Annotated in this window: 19 protein-coding genes and 2 pseudogenes; 4 read left to right on the forward strand and 17 right to left on the reverse strand. The window is 66.3% G+C overall.

The window, feature by feature from the left end:
* Positions 1-47 precede the first annotated feature (47 nt).
* From GBA63_RS12195 to GBA63_RS12215, 5 genes are all read right to left on the reverse strand, one after another.
* Positions 48-935 (reverse strand): carbohydrate ABC transporter permease, encoded by an 888-nt coding sequence (locus tag GBA63_RS12195; RefSeq protein ID WP_166176426.1) that lies wholly within the window; start codon positions 933-935, stop codon positions 48-50.
* Positions 936-974: 39 nt separating this feature from the next.
* Positions 975-1910 (reverse strand): carbohydrate ABC transporter permease, encoded by a 936-nt coding sequence (locus GBA63_RS12200; RefSeq protein WP_166176428.1) that lies wholly within the window; start codon positions 1908-1910, stop codon positions 975-977.
* A gap of 44 nt (positions 1911-1954) precedes the next feature.
* On the reverse strand, positions 1955-3247 hold the full coding sequence (locus GBA63_RS12205) for an ABC transporter substrate-binding protein (protein ID WP_166176430.1): 1293 nt from the start codon (positions 3245-3247) through the stop codon (positions 1955-1957).
* The gene (locus GBA63_RS12210; RefSeq protein WP_207956749.1) at positions 3244-4125 is read right to left on the reverse strand and encodes an IclR family transcriptional regulator; all 882 of its coding nucleotides are present in this window, start codon (positions 4123-4125) and stop codon (positions 3244-3246) included. The genes GBA63_RS12205 and GBA63_RS12210 overlap by 4 nt, the downstream gene beginning before the upstream one ends.
* Positions 4126-4243: 118 nt before the next feature.
* Entirely contained in the window at positions 4244-5146 is a 903-nt protein-coding gene (locus tag GBA63_RS12215; RefSeq protein WP_323127043.1) for an aldo/keto reductase, read from the reverse strand.
* 321 nt (positions 5147-5467) lie between these two features.
* Between GBA63_RS12215 and GBA63_RS12220 the strand changes: the two genes are divergently transcribed.
* Together GBA63_RS12220 and GBA63_RS12225 are read left to right on the forward strand one after the other, a co-directional pair.
* Positions 5468-6688, forward strand: a complete 1221-nt coding sequence (locus tag GBA63_RS12220) for an ROK family transcriptional regulator (protein WP_166176434.1) — start codon at positions 5468-5470, stop codon at positions 6686-6688.
* A gap of 33 nt (positions 6689-6721) precedes the next feature.
* On the forward strand, positions 6722-8077 hold the full coding sequence (locus GBA63_RS12225) for an ABC transporter substrate-binding protein (protein WP_228282111.1): 1356 nt from the start codon (positions 6722-6724) through the stop codon (positions 8075-8077).
* 425 nt (positions 8078-8502) lie between these two features.
* On the opposite strand, the gene GBA63_RS12235 is transcribed toward GBA63_RS12225, so the two are convergent.
* From GBA63_RS12235 to GBA63_RS12270, 8 genes and pseudogenes are all read right to left on the reverse strand, one after another.
* On the reverse strand, positions 8503-9153 hold the full coding sequence (locus GBA63_RS12235; RefSeq protein ID WP_166176440.1) for an FAD-binding oxidoreductase: 651 nt from the start codon (positions 9151-9153) through the stop codon (positions 8503-8505).
* Between the two features lies 1 nt (position 9154).
* Positions 9155-9729 (reverse strand): annotated as a pseudogene (locus tag GBA63_RS12240) (sulfite oxidase-like oxidoreductase).
* A 27-nt stretch (positions 9730-9756) separates the two neighbouring features.
* Complete coding sequence (locus tag GBA63_RS12245; RefSeq protein WP_166176442.1) at positions 9757-10494, reverse strand: MBL fold metallo-hydrolase; 738 nt, start codon at positions 10492-10494, stop codon at positions 9757-9759.
* Positions 10495-10617: 123 nt separating this feature from the next.
* The gene (locus GBA63_RS12250; protein ID WP_207956750.1) at positions 10618-11463 is read right to left on the reverse strand and encodes an alpha/beta fold hydrolase; all 846 of its coding nucleotides are present in this window, start codon (positions 11461-11463) and stop codon (positions 10618-10620) included.
* Between the two features lie 81 nt (positions 11464-11544).
* Positions 11545-12288: an alpha/beta hydrolase gene (locus tag GBA63_RS12255; protein ID WP_166176444.1), complete on the reverse strand. Its 744-nt coding sequence runs from the start codon at positions 12286-12288 to the stop codon at positions 11545-11547.
* Positions 12289-12336: 48 nt separating this feature from the next.
* A complete protein-coding gene (locus tag GBA63_RS12260; protein ID WP_166176446.1) occupies positions 12337-13218 on the reverse strand; it encodes an alpha/beta fold hydrolase in 882 nt (293 codons plus the stop codon).
* A gap of 130 nt (positions 13219-13348) precedes the next feature.
* Positions 13349-14143, reverse strand: a complete 795-nt coding sequence (locus GBA63_RS12265; RefSeq protein WP_166176448.1) for an alpha/beta fold hydrolase — start codon at positions 14141-14143, stop codon at positions 13349-13351.
* A gap of 540 nt (positions 14144-14683) precedes the next feature.
* Complete coding sequence (locus GBA63_RS12270; RefSeq protein ID WP_207956752.1) at positions 14684-17401, reverse strand: ATP-binding protein; 2718 nt, start codon at positions 17399-17401, stop codon at positions 14684-14686.
* A gap of 294 nt (positions 17402-17695) precedes the next feature.
* Between GBA63_RS12270 and GBA63_RS12275 the strand changes: the two genes are divergently transcribed.
* Positions 17696-17887, forward strand: coding sequence for a hypothetical protein (locus tag GBA63_RS12275; RefSeq protein ID WP_166176450.1), 192 nt, complete (start codon positions 17696-17698; stop codon positions 17885-17887).
* 30 nt (positions 17888-17917) lie between these two features.
* On the forward strand, positions 17918-19084 hold the full coding sequence (locus GBA63_RS12280; RefSeq protein WP_166176452.1) for a low temperature requirement protein A: 1167 nt from the start codon (positions 17918-17920) through the stop codon (positions 19082-19084).
* A gap of 328 nt (positions 19085-19412) precedes the next feature.
* On the opposite strand, the pseudogene GBA63_RS12285 reads toward GBA63_RS12280, so the two are convergent.
* The 4 genes and pseudogenes from GBA63_RS12285 to GBA63_RS12300 all read right to left on the reverse strand — a co-directional run.
* Positions 19413-19721 (reverse strand): annotated as a pseudogene (locus GBA63_RS12285) (ATP-binding cassette domain-containing protein); the annotation flags it as partial.
* A gap of 158 nt (positions 19722-19879) precedes the next feature.
* Entirely contained in the window at positions 19880-20377 is a 498-nt protein-coding gene (locus GBA63_RS12290) for an anthrone oxygenase family protein (RefSeq protein ID WP_166176454.1), read from the reverse strand.
* A 232-nt stretch (positions 20378-20609) separates the two neighbouring features.
* Positions 20610-21200 carry a dihydrofolate reductase family protein gene (locus tag GBA63_RS12295; RefSeq protein WP_166176456.1) on the reverse strand — a complete coding sequence of 197 codons (591 nt, stop codon included), beginning with the start codon at positions 21198-21200 and terminating at the stop codon, positions 20610-20612.
* Positions 21197-21961, reverse strand: a complete 765-nt coding sequence (locus GBA63_RS12300; protein WP_166180132.1) for a DUF899 domain-containing protein — start codon at positions 21959-21961, stop codon at positions 21197-21199. Before GBA63_RS12300 ends, GBA63_RS12295 begins: the two co-directional genes overlap by 4 nt.
* Positions 21962-22375 lie beyond the last annotated feature (414 nt).

Consider the following 22375-nt stretch of genomic DNA (forward strand, 5'->3'; position numbering starts at 1 on the left):
GCCCTCACTTCCGTCCCATGGCTCCTCGGGCTCTAGGCGGTGACGGCCTAGCCCTTCAGGCCGGTCATGGTGATCCCCTGGACAAAGTACTTCTGGGCGAACAGGTAGACGATCAGGACCGGGATCACGCTGACGGTGGCAGCGGCCATCAGGAGGCTGACCTGGGTGAAGTACTCGCCCTGAAACTGCGCGAGGGCCACGGGAAGCGTTTGGAGGTCCTGGGAGTTGAGGAAGATCAGGGGCCCGAACAGGTCATTCCAGGATTCGAGGAACGTAAACACGCCGATGGCGGCGAGCGCGGGCTTGGTCTGCGGTAGCATTATCCTCCAGTAGATAGCGAACGTCGAGGCCCCGTCGATGCGCGCGGCGTCCTCGAGGTCCTTGGGCATGGTCTTGAAGTACTGCCTCATGAGGAAGGTCGCGAAGACCGGGGTCAGCACCCGCGGCACCCACAAAGGCAGGTGCGTGTCTATCCAGCCGAGCTCCCTGAAGACTATGTACTGCGGGATCAGGTACACGATGCTCGGTATGATGGCCGTCGCCAGCAGGAGGGTGAACACGAGGTCGCGCCCCGCGAACTCCAGGCGTGCGAACGCGTAGCCGGCCAGGGAAGAGGTAAGGAGTATCCCAACTACGTTCAGGAAGGCGAGCTTCGCGCTGTTGTAGAAGAACACCGGTATGATCCCGAACACGTCCACGTAGTTCTGCCACCGGATCTCCGTCGGGAAGAAGCTCGGGGGGATGACCAACACCTCGGACTCGGGCTTGAGCGAGGAGACGAACATCCAGATCAGCGGCAACAGGAAGACCACCGCGAGGACGATCATCAGCGCGTAGTACGCGACGTTCGCGATGGCGACCCCCAGGCTGCTCTTCGCACTCCTCCCTCGCCTTACCGCCGCGGGGTTTACCTTTTGCTGTGGGGTTTCCGTCATCGCTTGATAGCCCCTCTCTTCCGGGCATCCGTCTCTCGCCTACTCATAGAACACCCACCTCTTCTGGAGCTTCCACTGGACGAGCGTGACCGCCGCGATAAGCACGAACAGGAGCCATGCCATCGCCGAGGCGTAGCCCAGGTTGCCGAAGGCGAAGCCCCTCTCGTAGAGGTAGTAGATGTAGACGCTGGTCGCGTGGTTTGGCCCCCCTTCGGTCATGACGTAGATGAGCCCGAACACCTGAAATGAGATGATGAACTGCGTGATGGTGAGGAAGAAGAAGTGCGGCGTGAGCAGCGGCAGGGTCACGTTGCGCACGCGGTGCCAGGCACGCGCGCCGTCGATCTTCGCCGCCTCGTAGAGTTCCTCGGGTATGCCCTGCAGACCGGCAAGAAGTATCACCATCGGGTACCCCACCCCCTGCCACACGCTCACCGTTATCACGGCCGGCATCGCCCACCGCGAGTCCGAAAGCCACGCCGGACCCTCTATCCCCACCGTCTGGAGCAAACCGTTGAGCACCCCCTGGTCCGGGCTGTAAAAGTAGAACCACACGAAGCCTACGGCGACCACGTTCGTCACGAACGGCGCGAAAAACGCTGTGCGGAAGAACGAAACACCCCGTATTTGCCGATTGCAGAGCAGGGCCAGAATGAAAGACACCAGTATTGTGAGCGGCACGTACCCTAGAGTGAAGACGCACGTGTTCACGAACGTCTGGTAGAAGAGCGGATCCTTCGTCAGCATCTCTACGAAGTTCCCCAGCCCGATGAACTCGGGAGGATTAAGACCGTCCCACTGGGTGAAGGACGCGTACATGGAGACCAGAATCGGGAAGAACTGGAAGCCCAACACGCCGACCACGACCGGCGCTATGAAAAGCCATCCTTCCAGATCCCGGGACGACCTGAGCCGCGAGACCGTCCGCGAGAACCGCGACGCGCTCCTTTCTTCCGGGTTGTTCGCGACCGCCATGTTGGCTTCCTTTCGCTCGCGGGCGTGTCGACGCGGGTTCGGACCTAGCCTGTCAGGAGGTCGTCTATCCTCGGCTTCACGGAGGAGAGGACATCTTGGGCCGACGCCTCGCAGTTGTAGACCTCGTCGAGGGCCGGACGGTAGATGTTGCGCGCCTCCCCGGTCGCGTTGGTCTGGTTGGTAGCCGTCAGGTGGTCGGCCGCCTCCGCGAAGAGGTTTATGTTTTGCGGCGGGTCGTCCGTCGCGGTGATCGTGTCCGCGGCCTCCCTATTTATGGGGATGAATGCCCTACCGTCGGCCAGGATCTTGCCGGCCTCTGGACCGCCCAGGAACTTCAACAGCTTCCACGCGCCGTCCGGGTTCTTGGCCCCCTGGGGCACGGAGAAGATGATGACGCTCGCCTCCGTCTTCTGCTCGACCTTAGCGGGCGGGGGCGCCACATCCCAGGCGAAGTCCGTAACCGTCTGCCGCAGGTACGGCACGATGCCGTAGGTGCCGAAAATCATGGCCACCTTGCCCTGCGCGAAGAGCTGGCTGTCTATGGACTCCTGCTGCAACTGCGACCACGGGGGCTGCACCCCATGCTTGCACGTCAGGTCGGTGGCCCATTGCACGGCCTCGACGGCCTTCGGCGAAGAGAGGGTGAACTCCTTGCCGTTCTCAGAGTAGATCCCCGGGGCAAACCCGTTGTTGACCGTGAAGGTCTGCTCGTAGCCGGTGTCGAAGTAGATAAGCGTCCCGTAGTGGTCGTCCTCGACGGTCAACTCCCTGGCCGAGTTCAGGAGGTCGTCCCAGGACCAGTTTTTGCCCGTCCACTCCGACGGGGGCAGCGCCACACCCGCCTCCTCGAACATGTCCACGTTGTAGAAGATCAGGCGGGGTTCGATCCCGACAGTCCACGCGGTGTGGCTGCCGTCCGGCTGCTCGCCGAAGGTGAAGGAGGGTTGAATGTACTCACTCCGGTCGAGGTTATCCTTCTCGATGTACTCGCTGAGGTCGAGCAGGGCCCCGTCGTTGGAGTAGCCCCTGACGAAGTCGTCGTTTATCCGCATCACGTCCGGTCCCGTGCCGCTCGAGAGCATCGTGCGCTGCTTGGTGTCGTAGGCGTCGCCCTGCGGAGCAGGCTGCATGACGACCTTCATGCCGCTCTTCTTCTCGAAAGCTTTCAGAGCCTCCGCCAGCGGGGTGCCTTCAGTCTGCTCCCAGTTCATGAAGGTGACCTCGTTGGCGTTGGATCCCGCGCCCCCGCCGCACCCGGCCAGGGCGAAGGACCCCGCCGCCAACCCCATGCCCTTCAGGAAACGACTCCGCGTGATCTCTTTCCCGTAGATGCTCATCGACCGGCTCCTCCGTCCATCGCGTCTTCCCCTGTCCTCAACGTCCCGTCCCCTTTCCGTACACCAAAAACCTCCCCCAACAAAGGCTTCCCGTTTCTGCCGCCCTCCTCGTTCGTCCCACCCACCGGCGCTCCGTGGCCGAGACGCGCGCTGCACTTTTCGGCCTGCCGGCTCACCCCAGGCCCTAATTCGCTCAAGATGCGCTCGTAACCGATCCTCGTGGAGGGACCCGAGACGCTGATCGCCCCCACGCAGATGCCCACGTAGTTCAAGATGGGTGCCGCCGCGCACCGCACGCCCTCCTCCCTCTCCTCGTCATCCACCGCGAAGCCCCGCTGCCGGGTGACCTCCAGCTCCCGAAGCAAATCCTCCTCCGTGGTCAAGGTGCGGTCCGTCGCAGGCTCAAGCTCCGTCCGGGCCAGGTAGTTCTCCAGCTGCATCTGCGAAAAGTTCGCCAGAATCGCCTTGCCGGCTGCCGTGCAGTAGAGCGGCGCCCTGTGTCCTACCTGGGTAAAGATGCTGACCGTCTGCGGGCTCTTGGACTGCTCGATATAGACGATCTCGTCGGTGCCGTAGGGCAGGATGAGGTTGCTCGTCTCCCCCGTCTTGGCGGTGAGCTTGCGAAGGAGGGGCAGGGCCACGCGCCTCAGGTCGAAGTGGCGGTTGGTGGTAGACCGCGCCGCGACCTCGAGCACTTTGGGACCGGGGCCGTAGCGCCTCGTCTTCGGGTCCTGATCCGCGTACCCCCGACGCACCATCGTCTGCAGCAACCGATGCACCGTCGTCAGCGAGATCCCCAACCCACCGCCCAGCTCGGAGAGGCTCACCGCGTCGTCGGCCCCCGCCAAAGTCTCCAGCAGATCGAAGGTTCGATCCACGGATCTCGTCATTTTTTCATTGTATGGAAACGCATTCCACTCCTCCCTGGCGGCACTGTAAATCCGTTCACGGGCCGTGTCAAGGGGATGAGGGGAAGGCGGCGGGGCCGCCCGGGTGTTAGCGGGAGATCAGGTCCTCAATCTGCTCCATCTGCCCGTCCGTGAGGGGTCCAAACTGCAGGGCGTCGGCGTTCTCCTCGATCTGCTCGACGGTCTTGAAGCCGGGTATGGGCACGGTGTTCTTGCTCCTGGCCCAGAGCCAGCCGAGGGCCCCTTGCGCAAGGGTACGCCCGTCGCTGGTGAGCACGTCTCGGATGTTCTGGAGTCTTTCGAGTCGCTCCGCCGCGTCCCCTTCCCGGAAATCCCAGCCGCTGCGCACGTCGGTCTCGGGCAGGCTAGTGTCGCGGTCGAACTTCCCGGTGAGAAGGCCCATGCCCAGCGGCCCCCGGTTCAGGCTCGCGAGGTCGTGTTGCTCGCAGACGGCGAGCGTCTCCTCGTTTCCTTCGAGCACGTTCAAGCGTTGCTGCATGGCGGCGCAGTGGAACCCTTCGGCGAAAGCGCGTGCGCGGTCCGGGTCGTCGGTGCTCCACCCGTAGGCCCGGATCTTGCCGTCGTCGACGAGCTCCTCGAGGACGCCGAGCACCTCGGGGACGCGCTCCAGGTCGAGGTCGCCGATGTGGAGCTGGTAGAGGTCTATCCTGTCGGTGCCGAGCCGCCTGAGGCTCGCCTCGCATTCTCTCCTCACGGAGTCACGGTCGGCCCGCCGGCCCGACTCTTCTTTCGTCTCCTCGTCGAAGACCATGCCGAACTTCGTGGCGATCACTACCTCGTCACGTTTGCCCTCGAGTGCCCTGGCGAGCACCCGCTCGCTGTGGCCAGCACCGTAGACGGCGGCGGTGTCGACAAAGTTGACGCCCATCTCAAGCGCCTGGTGGACGGCCCGGATCGAGACCCCGTCGTCGACCTCGCCCCACCCCCGCTGCTTGCCGCCCCGGTAGATCGGGCCCCGATGGCCCAGCAGCCGATCCCCATGGCGCTCACCTCGATGCCGCTGCGCCCCAACTTCCGCGTGAACATCCCAGCCTCCTCCCCGCGACGACGTCCCGCAAGACCCCGCGCGCTCGTACTTCCCTTACCCCAACCACAAGCCGAAGAACGACCCACCCCGGCCGACCGCGCAACATCAAGGTCTCCTCCCAACGGCGGCCCGGCCGAACAATAGTGCAATAATAGACTATTTAAGAGTTACAAGCAACGATATTTGTTCATATAATTGACAAATAGCCGTATCGTGTCTAACCTGGGCGTTCGACGAATGATCGGTCTGGGGAAGGACGAGCGCATGAGAATCGCAGGCGAGGACGAGGGGCGCAGCCGCGGACGAATCGTCGAACTGCTCCGCAAGAATGGGCCGCTGACGCGGGCGGATCTAGCCCGTTCGGCGGGCGTGTCGCGGTCGACGGCCTCGACCGTCGTCGGTTCGCTTCTGGCTTCAGGGGTGGCCGTCGAGGTCGGCGGCGGGGCGAAGCGGGGCGGCGGGCAGGCGCACGCGGGGCGTCCCGGCGTGCCGGTCAGTCTCAACCCGGAGGCGGGGGCCGCGGTGGGCGTGGTCTTCGGCCACCGTCACCTGCGCGCCGTCGTGGCGGACCTGTCGCACGCGATACTAGCGGAGGCCGAGGCGAAGCTGCCTGTCGACCACGACGCGGCGGGGGCCCTGGACCGGGCCGGGGACCTCGTCGCCAGGGCGCTCGATGAGGCCGGCACCGCGCGAGACAAGATCGTCGGCGTCGGCGTGGGCTTTCCCGGTCCGCTCGACCGGGCCACCGGCGTGGTGCAGTCGTCGAGCATCTCCCCCAGCTGGGTTGGCCGGCGACCGGCCGAGGAGTTGGGTAGGCGGCTTGGCCTGCCCGTCCACCTGGACAACGACGCGAACCTGGCGGCGCTCGCCGAGCTGCTCTGGGGCGCCGCCAGGGGAACGTCGGACGCCGTTTGCGTGGTGCTCTCCGAGCACATCGGCGCCGGTCTTATACTGGGCGACGGCGTCTACCGGGGGACGCTCGGGGCGGCCGGGGAGATCGGGCACCTCACCGTCGACGAGCGCGGGCCCATATGCCGCTGCGGCAACCGCGGCTGTTTGGAGACCCTCGCCTCCGTCCCGGCCGTGGTGGACCTCTTGCGTCCGGTCCACGGGCCCGACCTGACCATAGAGAACGTACTGGAGCATACCGCCGAAGGCGACGCGGCCTGCCGGCGGGCCGTGGGAGACGCCGGGCGCCTCGTGGGCGCCGCCCTGGCCGGCGTCTGCAACCTGCTAAACCCGGAGCGGGTGATCGTGGGGGGCATGCTCAGCGAGGCGGGCGACGTTCTGCTGGATCCGTTGCGGGCCTCGCTGCGACGGCACGCGCTTCCCGTCGCCGCCACGGCCGAGGTCGTCCGGGCAGGCCTGGGCACCAGGACGCGCGCTCTCGGGGCGGTGGCGCTGGCGCTGCGCGAGACGGACACATTCGTCTCGCTGCCAGAGGCCCCTCCGTCTTCGACCGACGTACTCGCGGATCCCGCGTAAAGCCAAAAGTACAAGAAAATGGAGGAGAACGGCTTGGCAACGGGAGCTGGAACGCGAAGGGACGGCGAGGGAGTCCGCGGCGGGGACAAGTTGAGCCGCCAGGAGTTCTTGAGGCTCACCGGTGTTGGTCTGGCAGGTGCGACCTTGCTCGGAGGCGCGGGATGCGGGAGGGGCGGCGAGCGGGGAGGCGAGCAAAGGATCGTCTTTTCTCACGGTCCCGACGATACCGGGGTCCTGGAGAAGCAGATAGCCCGGTTCAACAGGCAGCACGAGGGCGGGATCCAGGTGGAGTGGAGGCAGATGCCCGCGGACGGCACGGCGCACTTCAACGAGCTGCTCACCGAGCTCCAGGCCGGCGGCGGCAACATAGACGTCATGAGCGGGGACGTGATCTGGCCGGCGCAGTTCGCCGCGAACGGCTGGATCGAGGACCTCTCCGACCGCTTCCCCGAAAGCGAACGCCGGAGGTTTCTCCAGGGGCCGATCGAGGCCAACACCTACGATGGCAAGCTCTACGGCGTACCCTGGTACACGGACGCGGGACTCCTCTACTACCGCAAGGATCTGCTGGAAAACAGCGGGTTCGCAGGTCCCCCGAAGACGTGGAACGAGCTCAAGGAGCAGGCGAGCAAGACGATGGCCGACTCGCGCATCAAGAACGGTTTCGTCTTCCAGGGAGCCAACTACGAGGGCGGCGTGGTCAGCGGCCTGGAGTTCATCTGGAACGCCGGGGGGGACGTCCTGGACCGGAGCGATCCTGGCAGGGTGGTGATCGACAACCCGGACTCTGTCGCGGGCCTTGGTGCCTACCGCGGACTGGTGGAGGACGGCGTCTCCCCCGAGGGCGTGTCGATCTACACGGGTGACGAGACGGACGGCATATTCTTACGGGGCGAGGCCATCTTCCACCGCGAATGGCCCTATATGTACGGGCTGCTCTCCGATCCCGCCACGTCGGAGGTGAGGCCCGGGCAGGTTGGCATCGCGAAGCTGCCGGTGTCCGTCGAAGGGCTGACCAGCTACACGGGGCTGGGCGGGTGGAACCTGTTCATCAACTCGGCCTCCGAGAAGGTGGACGCCGCCTGGACCTTCATTGAGTTCCTGAGCGCGCCAGAGCAGCAGAAGGAGAGGGCCCTGGAGGCGACCCGCCTTCCGGCCATCGCCGAGCTATACGAGGACGAGGAGATCCTGGACAAAGTCCCGGTTATCGCCCTGGGCAGCGAGGCCATCCAGAGTTCCCGTCCGCGCCCGGTCAGCCCCTACTACTCGGACATGTCGCTGGAGATGGCCGAGCAGTTCAACGCCTGCCTGAAGGGCGAGGTCTCCCCGCAAGAGGCCGTGGGGACGCTTCAAGAGCAACTGCAGAACATCGCCGACCAGGCGTCGTAGTCCGCGAGCGGTCCGGGCCTCGGTGCTGGGCACCGCGATCCGCTGCAAAAGTCGGGCGATAGTCGCGCCAATACGAGAAGAGAGGGGCGCGTTGTCCGAACTCGGCAGCTTTTTGGAGGGAGTTCGGCGGCCTCGAGAGGCGGACGGCGTACTGGACGGTGCTGCCGGCGCTCCTGGTCATCTCGATCGTGGCCTTCTTGCCGATCATGGACGCCATAGTCCTGAGCCCGAGGGCGGGCAGGGGCGCCGCCGCACTCGACCGTGGACGCCGGCACCCGCACCTTGATGGCATTCGTTTCCATACGTAAGGAGAAGATCTTGGTCGAAGAGCACGAAATGAAACCCGTTACCGCGAAGGAATACTCGGCACTCGGGGCCGCACGACTTGTGCGTCGGACCCCGTCGGGGGTGCGGCTCGAGGTGGGTCAGAATCGAAGAGACGAGCGACGGGCTGGAGATCTCCACGGGAACCGCGTTCGCTCGCGTCGGATTAGACCCACTGCGCGTGGGCTTCGGAGACGCCCGGTCCTCCCGCAGCTACCGCAGGCGTAGCCCGAACCGTCGTGTGCCGCGAGGTCCTCCAGCTCCTTGCGGTAGATGATGTCTTCGTAGGAGCGGGAGGAGAGGAGCAGGCGGGTCGGCACGTCGCCGCCGGCGGCCTCGCGGTGCCGGATCATGGCCATCAGCGGCACCACGCCGGAACCGCCGCCGACCAGCAACAGCGGCCCGCCGTCAGCGGTCTCCCAGACGAAGTAGCCCCCGACGGGGCCCCTCAGCTCCAGCCTGTCCCCCGCCACGAGCACGTCCGTGAGGTAGGGCGAGACCTCGCCGTCCTCCAGGCGGTCGACCGTCAGCACGAGCCTCCCGCCGTCCTCGGGGGCGGAGGCTATGGAGTAGCTCCTCTGGGCCCGGTAGCCGTCGGGCGCGGTGAGCCTCACGTCCACGTGCTGGCCGGCCCTGTGGCCCTCCCACCCCGGGACCGCGAGCACCAGGCTCTTGGTCCTCGGGGTCTCGGGCACGACGTCGACGACTTCGGCGAGGCGCCAGGAGATCCCGCGCGGCTGGGCGGCCGCCACGCTAGTCCCCCCAGTAGCGCTGCTCGCGCCAGGGGTCGCCGTGGTTGTGGTAGCCCAGGGATTCCCAGAAGCCGGGGACGTCGTGGGCGGTTAGCCGCAACCCCCTCACCCACTTGGCGCTCTTCCAGAAGTACAGGTGAGGGACCAGGAGGCGGGCCGGCCCGCCGTGCTCGGGCTCCAGGGGCTCGCCGTCGTAGGCAAAAGCGACCCACGCCCTGCCCCCCGTCACCTCCTCCAGGGGCAGGTTGGTGGTGTAGTCGCCGTCGCAGTAGGCCGTGACGTACTCGGCGGCCGTCTCCGCCCCTTCCAGCAGCGTGTCCACCGAGACGCCCTCCCAGCGCGTGCCTAGCTTGGACCATTTTGTGACGCAGTGGATGTCCGCGGTGATCCCCTCGGAGGGCAGCGCCCTGAACTCCTCCCACGTCCACCGCTTCGGCTCGTCCACCTCCCCGACGACGGAGAAGTCCCACTCCGAGAGCGGGGTGCGGGGCGTGGGCCCGCGGAGAGGACCGGGAAGCCGCTCTCGAGGTACTGGCCCGGGGGCAGCCTCTCGTCATGTTTCCTGCTACGGCCCAGAAAGCCTCGAAAGAGGCATGGCGAAGGCTAAAGGACGCCCACGCGCCGTGCCTCTCGCACGGCGCGTCCGGCTTCACCTGTCCAGGGCTCACCGTGGCCGGGCAGGAGCGTCACCACGCCCGTGCCAGCCAGGTGCTCGAGTGAAGCCAGCGCCCGCTCGCTGTCGGCGGTCGCCCCCCGCGCGACGATCCTGGGACCCCGGGTGTCGGTGTAGGGGTCGTGCGTTACCAGCGCGTCGCCCGTGATGACCACTTCGCGCTCGGGAAAGTGAAGCGAGACGTGGCCCAAAGTGTGGCCAGGGGTGAACAGGACCCGGGGGGAGCCTGGCACGTCGAGGGTCTCTTCGTCTCCGAAGCGGCGCACCTCGCAGATGGGCCCCACGCGCGGCGCCCCGGCCCGGACCAGCGAGGACACTATCGGCAGGTTGTCGCGGCTCAGATAGGAGAGCGGGCTGCGCTCGGTCATATACATCCACGGCCGCTTGGTCAGAGGCGCGTCGTTCTCGTGGACCCAGACGGGGATGCCGAGTTCCGCCCTGGCCCGCTCTGCGAAGCCGATGTGGTCGAAGTGGGCGTGCGTGAGCACGAGCGCCTCGACGTCGCGGGGAGCGCGGCCGATTTCCTTCAGGGCTCCCAACAAGGAGTGCCAGGATGATGGTAGGCCTGCGTCGACCAAGGTAAGGTGGCCGTCTTCCTCCACGATGTACCAGTTGACGAAGTACTCGCCTACCCGGTGGACGCCGTCGGCTATGTCGCGGTGCAGCATCGTTTCCTCCTCCTGCCACGTGGCTCCCGGGCTATCGGTCTTGTCGGTCGAGCCTCCACCCCCGCGGTGCTGCGGTGGCACCGCGGGGGTCGGTAGTTAGGGAAGCCGCGTCGAGCGCTTCGCTCAAGCCCGCGCGCGAGCTGCAGCGTGCTTAGCGGCCCACTCGATGGCGTGGTCGGCGACCTCCTCCCAGCCCGGGGCTCCGGGGAAGTGCGGGCGGGCGAGGTACTCCTGGAACTCCGTGACGGCCTTAGAGCCCGAGTACTTCTCGGCGTTGTGGCGGCCCACGTTCGGGGGGATGATGTGGTCGTGCTCGAAGGTGATGAACAAGAGCGGCGCGCGGTCGTCGTTCGCGAAGTCGACCGTGGTCGGCGCGTCGCAGTGCAGGCTCGCGAAGGCGGCCTCTCTGAGCACGGTGACGGCGCAGGGGACGTGGTAGCGCTCGTAGATCTCGTCGGACTCCTCCTGCGAGAGCGTGTTGGCGAACGCGTAGTGGAACTCGTTTCGGTTGAGCGGGACTGCGGAGTGGCGCTTGAAGGGGTTGCGCAGCGCCGGCAGCGTCGCCCGAAGCGTCGAGAGGGGCAGGTCGGGCACGCCCTTCACAGTCCCCGCGGCGACGCCGACGCCGGCCGCGCCGAGCCCCCGGTCGAGCAGGACCTGCAGGACCGTGCCGCCAAGGGAGTGGCCCATTATGATCGGCGGCTTGTCTAGCTCGCCGATGATGCGAGTGTAGTGGTCGACGATCTGGTCGATGTCGAGTTCGGCGATCGGGGAAGGATCGGCGTTCAGCGCTTCGACCTCGCCCTCCATGCCCGGCCAGTTCGGGGCGAGGACCTTGTAGCCGCGGCCTTCGAAACGGTCGGCCCACTTCTCCCAGCTGCGGCCCGTCAGCCACAGCCCGTGGATCAGGACAACGGTGTCGGGGACGGCCTTGTCGGGGGCGGTGTTCGCCTGTTGGTCGATGGTCACGCCATCTCCTTTCTGGTGGTCGGTGGACGCGGCGTCCCCGAACCCGCGAGCCGCGGGGACGCGTCACCAAACGACATGTGGTCAGCGTGAGCTCCACGCGGCCGAGTTCACTTGGGAAGCGGCCTTTTCGATGAGCGCAGCCACGGCTGCCGGCTGCGACAGATAAATCGAATGGCTGCCCGCGACCTCCTCGACGGTCGAACCCGCTCGCGCGGACATCGAGCGCTGGGCCTGTGGTGGAATCATCCGGTCTTCGGTAGCGACGAGGTACCAGCTCGGCTTGTTCTGCCACGCCGGCTCGCTGATCGTGCCGCTCAGGGCTTCTACGCCCCACGGCACCTGCGAGTCGGCCATGAACGCGGCTTCTTCGGCACCCAAGTCGCCCGCGAATGAAGCATGGAATTTTTCCCGGTCGAGGAACAGGAAGCCGTCCTGCGGCGGCAGGATCGGCGGCACAGGCGCGCCGGGCGGCGGGTCGGCGATGAGCGTCTCAACCGACTCGCCCGCGTCGGGCGTGAAGGCCGCGATGTAGACCAGTCCCGCCACTTTGGGATCATTACCCGCCTCGGTGACCACCATTCCGCCATACGAATGGCCAACGAGAATCACCGGTTCGCTCTGCGCGCCGACGATCATCTTGGTCGCGGCGACGTCGCCTTCGAGCGAGAGCGTCGGGTTCTGGACGATCCTGACGCTGTAATCGTCCTTCAGGAGGCTATAAACACCCTTCCAACCAGAGCCGTCAACGAAACCGCCGTGGACGAGGACGATGGCGTGGGGAGTAGCCGGACCCGAAGGGTTGGTGTCGGCGGTTTCGGTGGTCATTGTGTCCTCCTTGTGGCGGTGTATCGCCGGTTGGGGCCGGAGTTGATGTCAGCCAGCGGCAGGCCGGGATGCCTGATGGAGAGTTCCTTCCTCCGGCGCCGGCAGATCCTTGCCTTCCATGAATGCCAGCAGGTCTGCGTTAAGCCGGTCCTTGTGCGTGTCGGCAAGGCCGTGGGGCGCGCCTTCATAGATTCTCAGGATCGAGTTCCTGATTAGCTTCGATGAGGCGAGAGCCGAGGCGACAATCGGTACGACCTGGTCGTCGTCGCCGTGGATGATGAGGGTCGGCACATCGAACTTCTTGAGGTCCTCCGTAAAGTTCGTCTCCGAGAACGCCTTAATGCAATCTAGTTCGTTCTTGAGACCACCCGCCATCCCCTGCAACCAGAAGGCGTCGCGGATGCCCTGGGACACACTGGCTCCCGGCCTGTTGGCGCCGTAGAACGGCTCGGTGAGGTCTTTGAAGAACTGCGAGCGGTTGGCGGCCACGCCTGCGCGGATGTCGTCGAATACTTCGATCGGCAGGCCGTCGGGATTGGCCTCCGTCTTGAGCATCAGCGGCGGGACCGCGCCCACCAGCACGACCTTCGCTACGCGTGAGGTACCGTGGCGTCCGATGTAACGGGTCACCTCTCCCCCTCCGGTGGAGTGGCCGATGAGGACGGTGTCTCTCAGGTCGAGCATCTCGATGAGTTCCGCGAGGTCGTCGGCGTAGGTGTCCATCTCATTACCGCCCCAGGGCTGGCCCGAGCGTCCGTGGCCGCGACGGTCGTGGGCGATCGCGCGGAAGTCGTTTGAGGCCAGAAAGACCATCTGCGACTCCCAGGCGTCGGCGCTCAAGGGCCAGCCATGACTGAACACCACGGGCTGTCCCGATCCCCAATCTTTGTAGTAGATCTCGGTGCCATCTTGTGTCGCGATCGTGCTCAATGTCCTGCCTCCTCTCTCACGAGCGGAAGTCCTTCACTTCTTGCCCGCCTGGCTTCCCGCTTCACCGACGTTAGCCTCTACAGGTCTCTCGGTTTGCTCCACCTCCTTTGGATCCAACTTACGTCGGCGCTCAATCTACAGACTGGCTTGCCCCGCGGCCGGGGGCGTCTTGGGCGTCGATGAGATCGGCGCCGGCGGTGGCGTGGGCGGCGGTGTCGATGAGGTCGGCGACCGCGCCGGGCCGGGATACGGCGACGGCGTGGGAGGCGTCGATCTCGACGGTCGTCGAGCCGGCCCGGTCGGCCATGAAGCGCATGGAGTCGGCCGGGATGGCCAGGTCCCGGGTGGTCACCAGGGTCCAGGACGGGATCGCCTTCCAGGCGGCCTTGGTGGCGACGTCCTCCAGCGCGGAGGCGGCGATGGGTCGCTGCGTGGCCGCCATCAGCTCGGCGACCTCCGGGGCGACGTCGGCGGCGAACACCTCGCGGAACCGGTCTCGCCGGATGTACAGGTCCGCGCCGGTCTCGCCGCCGGCGAGGGGGAACGGCACGGGGTCGAGCGCGGGCCCGAGCTCGCCGCCCGGGAACTTGGCGGCCAGCTCGGCGGTGCTCTCGCCGACCTCCAGGTTGAAGCTAGCGATGTACACGAGGGCCGCGACGCCGGGGGCGCCGTCCGCGGCCTCGCTCATGACCGAGCCGCCGTAGGAGTGGCCGGCGACCACGACCGGACCGGACAGGCTGTCCAGGACGCTGCGCAGGTGGGCGGCGTCCTCCTGCAGGCCGCGCAGCGGGTTCGCGACGGCGGTGACCGTGTAACCGCGGCGCTGGAGGTCGGCGATCACGCCGTTCCAGCTCGCCGACTCGGCGAAGGCGCCATGCACGAGGACGACGGTGGGCCGGGATACGTCTCGTGGGATTGTGCTCATGATTTCCTCCGTCTGGGTAGCTTCGTTGTCGCCTCTGAGGGCTGCTCGTTTTGTCTCCTTTTTCTTGGGCGGGGTCATCAACTCGGTCGCCCGCTCGGCCTCCAGCCACAGCTCGAACTCGGGGGAATCCTCGAGCGAGAAGCCCTCCATGAACTCGCCCTGGTAGAGTTTTGGCTCCCCTCGCAGGCTGCCGATCAGATTCTGGTGCCCCGCGACACCGGCATTCCTACCTCCTAGTGAGGTTATCCTTCTCCCCAGTCCTTGTAGTAGATCTCGGTGCCGTATCGCGTAGTGATCGTGCTCAACGTTTCGCCTTCTATCCGGGATGTCGTCTACTTCGTAGTCCGTCTGGCTTCCTACTCCGCCGGTGTGAGCTTCTGTGGATTTCGTGGCTGATCTCGCCTCCTCGGGGCGCAGGTCAGATCATCGCCCAATGTACAGAGCGGCCCACCATGCGGCATCGGACATACGACTCCTACTGCGTCGCTGTAATAGGCGCCATGCAGAGAATGCCTAAGTCAGATGGCTTAGATTAGTGCTTTAGGACAAAGCGTCGAGCGCGTTGCGGAGCTGGCCGCGGGAGGTGATGCCGAGCTTGGGGAAGGCGCGGTAGAGGTGGGCGCCCACGGTGCGGTGAGAGAGGTAGAGCTGCTGGCCGATCTCGCGGTTGGAGAGACCCGAGGCGGCCATGCGCGCGATCTGCAGCTCCTGAGGCGTAAGCTCCTGCAGAGCTCTGGCTACAGATTTGGGCGTCACGACGCCGGCACTGCGTAGCTCGTGGCAAGCCCGCTCGGTCCAGGGTGGCATACCGAGCGCCTCGAAAGCGTCCCGAGCGAGGCGCAGCGGCTCCCGCGACTCTATCACGCGCCGCTGGCGCCTGAGCCACGTGCCGTAAGCGAGTTGCAGCCGCGCGCGGGCGAAGGGCCAGCGCGTCAGGTCAGCGCCCAGAGCAGCCTCAAAGAGAGCTTCCGCCGCTCCGTCCTCGGCCAGCATCGCCCGTGCGTACTCGAGCGAGATCCGCAGACACGGCGAGGGTTTCGGATCGGCGACTGCCTCCGCTTGTTTAAGTACGGCGAGCGCATCGGCCTGGCGCCCGCTGTGGAGTGCGGCCTCCGCCAGGTCCCCGACCGCCCAGAACTTCTTCCGGTAGTGCTCCGCCGGATCGTTCGGGTCGAACATGCGGATCAGGTGTCCGTAGGCGTCTTCGTAACGCCCAATGCCCATCGCCGCGATGCCGCGCGCGAGCTGAACGTCTCTGAACACCGCCCGGGCACGCAGCGGCAGCAATGCACGCTCGGCCTCGGCAGTTAGGGCCTCCGCTTCGTCGAAGTCGCCGCGCAGCCCCGCGAGCAGCGCACTGGTAGCCCGCGCGCTCGCCGCGAACAGCGGTAGACCGCTCTTGGTCGCGAGCCGGAGGCCCTCCTCCGCGTCGGGAACTGCGAGGTCGAGGCGGCCAAGCTGGAGGGCCACCATCGCGCGCGACACGAGGGCCTGCGCCAGCAAAGAGAGCCGTCCCTGCGCGCGCAACCCGGGGATCGCCGCCGTCAGGGCGTCCACGGCGAACTCAAAGTCCCCGACCGCGTACCCGGCGTGCCCGAGCGCGTGTGCGGAGATGGGGTCGCCCCAGCCCGACGCGGGCCGGGACAGGAGTCCCAGGACGCGCTCCGTGTCTGCGGAGGTTCCCACCATGGCGAGGACGGCGAGCCGTTGCGGATCGCCATCGGGGGCGTCCATGCGCCGTGCCTCTGCGGCGAGAAGCTCCCGCTGGTCCTTACTCCGGCCGAGCGCCCAAGATTTGGCCGCGGCACGCCGGAGGAGGTTCAAGGCGAGGTCGGGATCGCGATGCCTGGTCTGCTCTACGATCTCTAGCACCCGATCTACGTTCACAGAGTCCCCGGGTACGCCGAAGTCGAACGACTCGCGGATCAAGATCGCCCGCTGGCGATCTACCGTGTCCAGCGCCAGCGGCTCGGCTTCGCCAACAAAACCAAGCGCGATTCCAGTCCTGCCCATCTCGAAGGCCAGCTCCGCCGCGTCGAGCAGCCGCCGCCCACGAGCCAGAGGATCTACGCTCAACCCGGCGCCGCGCTCAAGCGCGGCGATGGCCGCGTCTATCGCCCCGCGGCGTCGAGCCCGCGTGGCCGTGGCCTCGAGCTCCGCGGAGATCTCTCGGTCGGGACCGAGCAGCGACGCAGCACGATGCCAGACGCTCCGGTCGGGCTGACCGGTGAGCGTTGCGGCCAGTGCAGCGTGCGCGGCCTGGCGCTCGGACGGGGTAGCGGCCTGGCGGATCGCTGTCCGCACCAAAGGGTGGCGGAAGCGCATCCCGCTCCCATCCGAGTCGAGGAGTCGCGTGGACACGGCTGGCGCCATCACCTCGACCGTCACCTCGCGTCCTACAAGGCCGGAAGCAGCTTCCAGCGTCTCGGAGAGGCTTGCGCTGTCATTGAGCGCGGCGACGAGCAGCACCGTCCGGGTAATCTCGGGAAGTCCGACCGTGCGGGCCGCGAACGTCTGCTCCAGACGCTCCGTCAGCGGCAACGGCGCTGGCAGCGGCGATCGTCCATCGAGTTCTTTTGGTCCCAGTGGGACCGGCAGCTCGACCAGCGCGAGCGGGTTGCCGGAGGCTTCATCGCGCAGCCGCTCTCGGACAGCCGGTGCGAGGTGCGGGGCGTGCGCTTCGAGCAGTGCCTCCGCAGCCGCGTCGTCGAGGCCGCCGAGCCGCAACTGGGGCAGCCCTGCCTCGTCGAAAACGCTCTCCACGCCCTCTCGGATGGCTACGAGCACGCCGATCGGCTCGTGCTCGACGCGCCGGGCGACGAAGGCGAGCACCTCGACGGTGGACCGATCTAACCACTGCGCATCATCCACCACGACCAACAGCGGAGACTGCTCGGCAGCGTCGGAGAGCAACTCTAGCACGGCAAGAGCGATCAGGAACCGGTCGGGAGCCGTATCTTCAATGATGCCAAAGGCTGCCAAAAGCGCCTTCTTCTGCGGCGCGGGCAAACGCTCGGAATGATCGAGCACTGGCAGTACGAGTTGATGCAACCCCGCGAACGGCAGGCGCGCCTCGGACTGCACTCCGGTGGTGCGTATCACCTGCATTCCCGCGGCCTTCGCGCGCCGATTCGCCGCCGTCACAAGGGTAGACTTGCCGATGCCCGGCGCGCCACGCACGAGCAGCGTGGCGCCACGCTCGCGAACCCCGTCAACAAGTTCTTCGAGCCGGGCTAGCTCTCGCTCGCGGCCTATCACCGGATCTCCGGCACCACCGCGCGGAGCGATCAAAGACGTTGCCATAGCGATGAAGATTGTAATAGCCCTCACGAAAACGCGCCACACCGAAGTCTCACCCTTGGATGAATAATCTGACTCCATAGATACCTATCTCTGGCCACCCCCACTGCTGCCGTATGGTTCGGATCTGCTACTTCACGAAGCGCCAGTCGTCGTTCGCGGGCCGCAAAACGGAAGACCAGATTGGCGGCCGCGAACCGAGGTCGGAGGAGGGAAACGGCCGCTCGTACAATCCTGGAAAGTAGGTTTCGGGTGTACGGAGACCCGCACGAAAGTCTCATCGACGTGGAGCGCGTAGAGCTCGACCCGCTCTACGGTGGCTTCTCCGGCGTCGTGGTGGAGCTCCTGCGCGAAGGCGCCTTCTCGGAAGGCCGGCTAACGCGTGAGGGCGCCCGCCAAAGTAGCGAAGATCCCCGCATGGCAAGATGGAACCGGCCGCGTTAGGGCGGCCACGATAGGGACAGGAGGTGGACGATGCACGTCTCCGATCAGGGAGGGTTGCTGCGAGCCCGAGGGGAGAACGAGGAGCGGGTCACGCCCCTGGAGCTGTTCTTCGACCTGGTCTTCGTCTTCGCCCTCACCCAGGTGACCGGCTTCCTCGTCGATCACCTCACGTGGTTGGGTATGTTGCAGGCCGCCGCGCTGCTCACGGTGCTGTGGTCGTCGTGGGCGAGTTACTCGTGGCTGACCAACGCCGTACCAGCCGAGGAGGCGATCCCCGCGCGGTTGGTGATCTTTGCCGCGATGGCGGCCATGTTTATGGCCTCGCTCGCCGTCCCCGGAGCCTTCGACGATTACGGGGTGCTCTTCGGCTCAACCTACTTCGTGGTGCAGCTCTTGCACCAGCTCCTGTACGCGCTCGCCACCGGCGGCGATCCTGAACAACATCGGGCCGTCCTACGGCTCGCGCCCGGCCTCTTGGTGGGCCCGACGCTGCTCGTCGTGGCCGGCTTCCTCGACGGCCTCGCCCAGGGAGCGCTCTGGGCCGCGGCGCTCGCTGTAGGCTACGGCGTGGCTTTCGTTCGCAGCGTCTCGGGCTTCAGGGTCCATGCCGGGCACTTCGCCGAGCGCCACGGCCTCATAATCATCATAGCCCTGGGCGAATCCATCGTGGCGGTAGGCGTCGGGGCTTCGGGGGTAGGGCTCGGGGCCGGGGTGCTCCTCGCCTCCGGGCTCGGCATCGTGCTCGCAGCGGCCCTGTGGTGGGCCTACTTCGACCTCGCAAGGCTGTCTGCCGAGCGGAGACTCTCCGCGGCCCGGGGAGAGGGGCGGGTGAGGCTGGCGCGAGACTCCTACAGCTACCTGCACCTGCCGATGGTGGCCGGGATAGTCTTCGCCGCCCTCGGCATCGAGCAGACCCTGGCCCACGTCGGGGACCCGCTGGGTACTATCCCGGCCGTGGCGCTGTGCGGCGGCGTCGCGCTCTACCTCCTCGGGCACAACGCCTTCAGGCTGCGCGCCGAGGGCAGCGTGGGCGTCCCCAGGCTGGTGGTGACGATCCTGTGCTGCGTGCTCATCCTCGTGGCGGTTTCGGTCCCCTCCCTCATCACTTTCGCCGTCCTCACGGTGCTGCTGTGCGGGCTGGCCGCCTTCGAGACGGCGACCTCTCGCGAGTTTCGGCGCGAGCTCCGTGCGCGATAGTTGCCGCAGAACGCGGCTTATCCATCCAACCTCGGATGACACACCCCGTCCTGTGATATTCCCCGCCCTATGTGTCAAATGTTAGCCCTGAGCTCTATGAAATAAGAGTAGTGCCTGTTGGGGGGAGATAGCAGGCGATTCCTTCCTGGGAGCGTACTCCTCCAGCCTGAGCACTTTCAGCCACCCGCCTTCGTCGAGGTCGTCCAGGTCGAAAAGCCTTGGATGCCTTGAGCCCTGGAAGGCGCGCAGGATCGGTTAGCGCCGGCCACCTGGCCCGCGCCTTCCGGGAGCGGGCGGGCCCACGCGACGAGTCTTCACGGCCGTCTCACAAACGAACCAGCATGTTGCGGAACCGCACCCTCTCCTCTGGGTCAAGACCTGCCGTGGGCTCGTCGACGATCAGGAGCCGCGGGTCGTTGAGGAGCGCCCGGGCGATGCCGACCCTCTGGCGCATCCCGCCCGAGTACCTGCCTAGAGGCCGCTTCCGCGCCTCGCTTAAATTGACCAGCTCCAGCAGCTCGTCGATCCGCGCCCGCGCCGCGCGGACGGAGAGCCCCTTCACCGCCGCCAGGTAGGAGAGGAACTCGGGGGCGGTCAGCTTCGGGTAGACCCCGAAGTCCTGGGGCAGATATCCCAAGACCGGTCCGGGGGGCGTCGTTCCATCTCATCGGCCACGGTGCCGTCCAGGAGGCCACCGGCGGCCCGGATCGGCAACGCCGCTCCTCAGCATGGGCGCACGGGTCCGCTCAGCGCCCGGCGGTGCCGAGGTCGTCGAGCGTCTCGCGGTCGGGCCCGTCAGGCGAACGCGGCGAGGGCGACGAGGCTCACCGCCGACAATCCCGCTCGTACGACGTGCGAGTACTCCCAACGGTCGCGCAGGTCAGTCCAATTCATCGGGCGATTTTCGTCCTGATGCGCGCCCGCTGACGCGAACGAGAAGAACCCCGCGCTGAAGCCGCCCAGTCTCTCGTCCTCGAGCCAGAACTTGTTGACCGGGTGTGTCAAGATCCAGTATGCCGCGTGCATGCCGACGAGGCCGAGCAGCGCCACGAGCGTCAGCCAGAAGTCCGCGGTTCCCGATGGAGTCGCGAACAAGAGGATGGCCGTGGAGATGATGGCAAGAGGCTCACAAACACCTGCGATGGTGAAGCCCGGATAATAGATGGGCTGCATCGCGATGTAAGCGTCTCTGGAGAGCCGCAGCTTTCCGGGGAACTCGAGGGCGTGGGCGAGCGCCGGAGTCATCGCGAAAACCACGAGTAGCAAAGTCAAGATTCGCAAAGCGTCGAACATCGAAATAGCCTCCTCTTGTCGGGCCGACGTGGCCTCGAGTCGGATAACGACGTCGTTACACGATCGTCAGATGCGAGGGAAGCTCCAGGGCGTCAAAGACCCCGTAGTGATCACTACCGCGTGCTCGGTCATAGGCACACTCCGTTCGAATTCGTCGCCCACACCACGCGCGTGTCGCTCCTTCCCTGTTCGTTGGTGGCCTTCGCCAGGTGGCCGTCTTGGCCCATGCTCGTCAGCCGACGAGCCTGTAGTGCAACTCGGCCATCCCGTTGGAGAAGGCGCGGGTGCCAAGCAGCGCGAACGAAGCGTTGGGCGGTCGGTCGAACAGCGGCTTGCCGTCGCCGAGCACGACCGGAACGACGGTCAGGATCAGCTCCTCGATCAGGCCCGCGTCGGCGAACTGCGACGCCACGTTTCCGCCGCCGACGAGCCATACCGCGCGATCACCCGCGGAGGCAACAACGTCGCCGTAGATCTCCTCGACGCTCGCATCGACAACCCGGACATCGACGCCCTCACCCCCGGGCACGGGTAGATCTCGCGAGCTCAAGACCCAGTAGGGCTTGCCCGCGTACGGCCAGGCTTCATCACGGAAGTGCTCGACGACAAACTCGTAGGTCGTCGAGCCGCTTATGAGTGCGCCGACGCCGTCGTAGAACTGCTCGTAGCCACCGCCCTCCCCCATCGGTCCGGGTTCCGCGTCCGGCGCGTCGTACGTGCCCTCGAACTGCAGGAGCCACTCGAGACCGTCGTCCGGGTCGGCGAGGTAGCCGTCGAGGCTGGTCGCGCCGTAGTAGAGGGCTCGCTTCACTCGCGCGTTCACGGTGCGCCACCATCCTTTCGGGCGTCGAGCGCGCGGGCGGTCTGCTCCAGGTGCTCCTGCGACGGCTCGGCATCGTAGGCGTCATGGTAGTTCCACCACTCATAGGGCGGCGTCTGCGGGTATCCCTCCGGCGAGTCCTCCCATTCCTCCTGGCGGCCGAGCGCCGTCATGTCGAGGTAGCTCCAGGTCGTGCCCATCGCCTCGTCGCCGCGGCCATTGATGAAGTATGTGCGGAAGATCCTGTCACCCTCTCGGATGAAGGCGTTGTGCCCGTGCCAGTCGCGGACGCCGAAGTCCGAGTCGAAGTCGGAGTCTTCGGGGATCGTGTACCAGGGGATGTGGCCCCATCCGTGGCGCTCCTTGAGGCGCTGGATGTCGGCCTGGGGGGCGCGCGAGGCGAACGCGAGCGTCGTGTCCCGTGCGTTCAGGTGTGCGGGGTGCGGCGTCACCTGGTCGGCGCCGAACGAGCAGCCCACGCAGCCCCGCTCCGGGTAGGAGCCGCCCTCCGCGTAGGTGGTGACCTCCGGCCCGTAGAAGAAGCGGTAGACGACGAGCTGGCGACGCCCTTCGAACAGGTCGAGCAGGCTCGCCGGGCCGTTCGGACCCTCGAAGCGGTAGTCCTTCTCCACGGCCATCCACGGCATCCGACGGCGCTCGGCGGCCAGCGCGTCGCGGGCGCGGGTCAGCTCCTTCTCCTTCACCAGCATCTGCTCCCAGGCGACGTGCCACTCCTGCGGCGAAACGGTCGGTGGTGTATTCATCATGGCGTTCTCCTTCCTGTTCGGGTCCAGGCTCGTGCGGCAGCTCCCGGGTGAGACGTGGATCTTCGAGGCTCTTGGTCTTCCGAAATCGTCCCGTCTTGCGTAGACCCAGTCGTGGAAGTCTGCGACGCACCGTTGGGGCAGCCGTGAGGATCACCCGCCCCATCTCGTCATTGCAGTAAGGGAAGTGCCACTGATCCGGCTACTCCATCACCCCGTCCAGCGACAGGAATTCGGCTGCGATCACCTTCCTCATGGAGATTTCCTTCGTTAGGTTCTGCATCTCGTCTTCTTTCATTGAGCTGCCTTCGATGGTGTCGTCGACCGGGCAAAAAGACATCCACCAAAAGGTAGATTTAGGTGGGTAGAGTGAAACCTCGCCGTAATGTGCGGGACGCATGGCGGGACCCGGGC

It is taken from the genome of Rubrobacter tropicus (genome assembly GCF_011492945.1).
GTDB lineage: Bacteria > Actinomycetota > Rubrobacteria > Rubrobacterales > Rubrobacteraceae > Rubrobacter_D > Rubrobacter_D tropicus.

What these genes read in the sequence shown, in the direction of transcription:
- GBA63_RS12280 (WP_166176452.1), top strand. Translation starts at nt 17,918, where the DNA reads ATGCACGTCTCCGATCAGGGAGGGTTGCTGCGAGCCCGAGGGGAGAAC.
- GBA63_RS12265 (WP_166176448.1), bottom strand. Translation starts at nt 14,143, where the DNA reads ATGAGCACAATCCCACGAGACGTATCCCGGCCCACCGTCGTCCTCGTG.
- GBA63_RS12300 (WP_166180132.1), bottom strand. Translation starts at nt 21,961, where the DNA reads ATGAATACACCACCGACCGTTTCGCCGCAGGAGTGGCACGTCGCCTGG.
- GBA63_RS12205 (WP_166176430.1), bottom strand. Translation starts at nt 3,247, where the DNA reads ATGAGCATCTACGGGAAAGAGATCACGCGGAGTCGTTTCCTGAAGGGC.
- GBA63_RS12200 (WP_166176428.1), bottom strand. Translation starts at nt 1,910, where the DNA reads ATGGCGGTCGCGAACAACCCGGAAGAAAGGAGCGCGTCGCGGTTCTCG.
- GBA63_RS12245 (WP_166176442.1), bottom strand. Translation starts at nt 10,494, where the DNA reads ATGCTGCACCGCGACATAGCCGACGGCGTCCACCGGGTAGGCGAGTAC.
- GBA63_RS12220 (WP_166176434.1), top strand. Translation starts at nt 5,468, where the DNA reads ATGAGAATCGCAGGCGAGGACGAGGGGCGCAGCCGCGGACGAATCGTC.
- GBA63_RS12195 (WP_166176426.1), bottom strand. Translation starts at nt 935, where the DNA reads ATGACGGAAACCCCACAGCAAAAGGTAAACCCCGCGGCGGTAAGGCGA.
- GBA63_RS12255 (WP_166176444.1), bottom strand. Translation starts at nt 12,288, where the DNA reads ATGACCACCGAAACCGCCGACACCAACCCTTCGGGTCCGGCTACTCCC.
- GBA63_RS12290 (WP_166176454.1), bottom strand. Translation starts at nt 20,377, where the DNA reads ATGTTCGACGCTTTGCGAATCTTGACTTTGCTACTCGTGGTTTTCGCG.